At 67.8% G+C, this 3,402-nt stretch carries 2 protein-coding genes; both read right to left on the minus strand.

Going from position 1 to position 3,402, the window contains the following annotated elements; all coding sequences use genetic code 11:
• Positions 1–90: 90 nt before the first annotated feature.
• A complete protein-coding gene (locus IRZ30_RS16535; RefSeq protein WP_294086752.1) occupies positions 91–1,878 on the minus strand; it encodes an ABC transporter substrate-binding protein in 1,788 nt (595 codons plus the stop codon).
• Between the two features lie 45 nt (positions 1,879–1,923).
• Positions 1,924–2,607 carry a helix-turn-helix domain-containing protein gene (locus IRZ30_RS16540; protein WP_294086754.1) on the minus strand — a complete coding sequence of 228 codons (684 nt, stop codon included), beginning with the start codon at positions 2,605–2,607 and terminating at the stop codon, positions 1,924–1,926.
• Positions 2,608–3,402: the final 795 nt, after the last annotated feature.

Raw genomic sequence — 3,402 nt, forward strand, 5'->3', positions numbered from 1 at the left:
CCCGTTTTTATCGGGGCGAAGCCCCCCCCCCCCCTCGCCCCGGGGGGGGGGGGGGATGTTCCCCGCCCCTGCCGGGACTTCCCGGTCGGACTAAGCCTCGATGTAGACGTCGTGGAAGATGGGGTACCCCTGGCCGTCGAGCTTCATGCCCTTGACTTCGGCGCGGGTGCCGACCACGGCGACCTGGCTCCAGAGCGGAACCATGGCGCAGTCGCGCAGCATGATCTTCATCGCTTCGAAGTAGAGGCGACCGCGCTCCTCCAGCTCGGTCACCCGGCGGGCCTCCTCGACCAGGTCACGGTACTCCTTCGGGCGGTACCAGCCGATGCCGCTCTCGGTGTCGGTCATCATGTAGAGCAGGTCCGACTCCGACCAACCCCACGACATCAGGTCGAAGTGGGACGGATCGTCCGGCTGGCCCAGCCGCGCCAGGACGGTCGCGACCTCCATCGTCTCCAGCTTGACGTCGAAGCCGACCTGGTTGAGCTGGTTCTGGATCACCTGCGCCACACGCTCCTGCGTGCTCGCGTTCCAGGTCCACAGCAGCACTTCCAGCGGCTGGCCGTCCTTCTGGCGCGGGCCGTTGCCGGAGGCGACCCAGCCCGCCTCCTCGAGCAGGCTCTTGGCCTTCTCCGGGTCGTAGTCGTAGCCGTACTGCTTGATGTCCGGCGTGTAGCCGTAGTTACCGGTCGGCATCGGGCCGTAGTTGCGCGTGGCCAGACCGTCGAGGACGCTCTCGATGATCTCGTCGGCGTTGATGGCATACGCCACCGCCTGCCGCACGCGGACGTCGTCGAACGGCGGCTTGTAGACCTGGCCGTACTCCTGCCCCGGGTCCATCATGTGGAACTCGATGAAGGCGATGCTGGTGCTCGCCTCGGGGATGTACACCTGGAGATCGTCGTTCTGCTGGAAGTTCTTGACCTGATGCGGCGGCACCGACAGGAGGCAATTGATCTCGCCCGTCTCCATCGAAGCCACCTGCGTCTGCTCTTCGGGGATGTTGCGGAAGACGATCTCGTCGAGGTACGGAGCGCCCTTGTTCTCCGACGTGGTGCGGAAGTTCTGGTAGTCCGGGTTCCGCTCGAGCGTGATGCTCTCCCCGGCGATCCACTCCTTGAACTTGTAGGGACCGGTGCCGACCGGGTTCTGGCCGAAGTCCTCGCCGTACTTCTCGACGGCGGCCGGCGAGACGATGCCGAAGTAGGCGCTGCTGATGTTGCCGAGCAGCGGGGCGAACGCCTCGGAGAGCGTCATCTTGACGGTCGTGTCGTCGACCGCCTCGGTCTTCTGCAGCGGCGTGATCCAGGACGCGGCGGGCGCGTTCGTCGCCGGGTCCATCAGCCGGGTGAAGCTGAAGGCCACCGCCTCCGGCGTCAGATCCGTCCCGTCATGGAACTTGATCCCCTTGCGGATGGTGAAGGTGATCTCCTTGCCGTCCTCGGAGACCTCCCACCGCTCGGCCAGGACGCCCTCATACTCGAGATCCAGGTTCCGGCCGATCAGCGGGTCGTAGATGTGCTGGAAGACCTGCCAGGAGATCGACGCGATGGTGTGCTGCGGGTCAAGGCTGTCGGAGTCGCCGCTCCGCCCGATGATCAGCCGCCCACCCTGCTTCGGCGCGCCGCTGGAACCGCCGCTCCCGCTGTCGGCCGTGCCGGACGGCGTGGCCGACGAGCCGCCGCTGCCGCTGCCGGAGTCGCCGCTGCTACCACCATCTGAGGTGGAATCGCCCCCGCCGCAAGCGGCGAGGATCGAGCTGACGCCGGCCACCACCGGCGCCGTCGCCAGCAAGCGGACCAGTCGCCGCCGGCTCAACTGGCTCCCCAGCAGATCAACCGCCTGCGCGTCCCCCGCGCGCGGGTCCTGAACGCCCATTCTCGTACGTCCTCCTCAACCATGCATACCCGCGGGTACACCCAACTACCGTTTGGAACGCGGACTCCGTCCACGCTGACGCTGTGGGAAGCGCCGCGCGCGATGCACCGCCTGGTCGCCGTTGACCGCGGGCTGACTCGGGCGCGGGAACAACGCGAGTCCCAGCTCGACCGTGATCTCGCCGTCCGGCCGGTCGGCCTTCTCGAAGTCGCTGGCCAGCTCGCGCAGCCGGTCGACGAACTGCTGGGCCTCTGCCACCGACATGCGGGCCGTGCGCCGTTGCACGGTCACCACATCCGGTGTTCGGGCAATGCTGCCCTCGTTGAAGGCGCGGCGCAGTTGCGCCGCGACGTAATCGACTGCACCGATGGCGAACTCTGCCGTCGCGCTCTGCGTCTCCGACGCGCCGTTCGCGTGCAGGAGCCGGGACGACAACTGGTAGAAGCGAGCGACGGCCCGGTAGCGTTGGTGCGCCTGGCCCTCACGCACGGGGACGGACCGGATGAGCCCGGCCATCTCCAGCTCACGGAAGTGGTAGTAGAGCTTGGTAGGGCTGATGCCGAGCGCCTCGCCCACCTCGGCGACCGTGCGCGCAGCCGGGATGATCTCCTGGATGATCGCGGCCCGGAGCGGATTGGCGAGGATGCGGAGTTGGTCGAGCTCCTCGACCACCATCACCTCGGCTGGTTCGTCGTCGGCGGCAGGCGGTGTTCCCGCTCCCCCCGGCATCGTTCCTCCACAGATGCGCACTCGCCCCTGGGCGATTGTTGAAAAACTTTTTTCAACGCTGACTCTACTCGTAACCCACCCGGGTGTCAAGCAACCCGATCCGGCTGCGCGACCGCGCCCCACCCCGCGCGGGTCTTGGCAGGCTCACGCGAACATTATCCGCACAAGCTGGTTGAAGCCGGCTTTGGCGTGGGGCGGCCACAGCCGCCGCGTTGGTATGGCGTGGCACGAGCCGCGCCCGGCATGGTCCCGCATTTTCGTCGGAACTTCGAATGGCTGCTGCCGGGATCCCGGCGCCTGGTATCGACCTGGGGTCCACCATCGGGCTGACGAGGAACGCTCGCTGCAACGGGCTGGGGCAGATCGGTGCCCACCCCCTGGTGGAAGGAGCCCACGGTTCGGCGCGTGCCCGGGGCTAAAGCCGCCGGGCTAAATAGTAGGTAAGCCCACTGAAGGGGCTACGATGACCACGCACAGGCGGATCCGCTCCGGCAGCCCGCTTGGAGCGGAATCCCCAGCCCCTTCAGTGGGCTTCGCCTTGTCAGCCCGGCGGCTTGAGCCCCGGGCACGGGCCGCGGTGCGGAAACCGTCTCGCCACCCCTCCCGGTTCCGGTCTGCGGCCGCCCGAGCCGGGAGAGGCGGGCGGGAGACGGGGCAACCGGCGGGTCGGGTCATTTCGTCAAACTCGATTACCTCCGGGCACGGGCCGACCAGCGGACACCCACATCATTCGTCCGCCATAACCCCGCCCACACGCCGCGGCGCGAGCTCGTTCGCACGACCTGCCCCCCGTCT

This window comes from Sphaerobacter sp. (assembly GCF_019683595.1).
Taxonomy (GTDB): domain Bacteria; phylum Chloroflexota; class Chloroflexia; order Thermomicrobiales; family Thermomicrobiaceae; genus Sphaerobacter.